We start from the raw sequence: 295 nt of genomic DNA, 5'->3' as shown, positions 1-295 counted from the left end.
AGAATATTGTTCCAGATTCGGTCAAAATAGTCTCTTTTGGTAATAAAGACCGATTTTGCCTTATCGAGGGTATCCAGGCTTAGGTTGATTTTCTTAAGGCCGATTTTCTGAAAAAGATCCAGATATTTATCCAGCATAATGCCGTTTGTGGTGATCTTTAAAGTCACTCCAAGTTTTGCCAGTTCCTCAACCAAATAGCCAAAATTCTTTCGAACCAGGGGTTCCCCGCCGGTAAGCCGGATCGTATCTACGCCCAGATCCCTAAAAGTTCTGGAAAGTTCAATGATCTCTTCCA

Annotated in this window: 1 protein-coding gene; it reads right to left on the bottom strand. The window is 41.7% G+C overall.

Going from position 1 to position 295, the window contains the following annotated elements; all coding sequences use genetic code 11:
* A partial coding sequence (locus HC176_RS19015) for a radical SAM protein (RefSeq protein ID WP_167920527.1) occupies positions 1 to 295 on the bottom strand: 295 nt, incomplete at both ends.

Source organism: Tamlana crocina (assembly GCF_012037625.1).
Note: the sequence above shows the minus strand (reverse complement) of the source record. Positions and strands in the feature narration are given on the sequence as shown.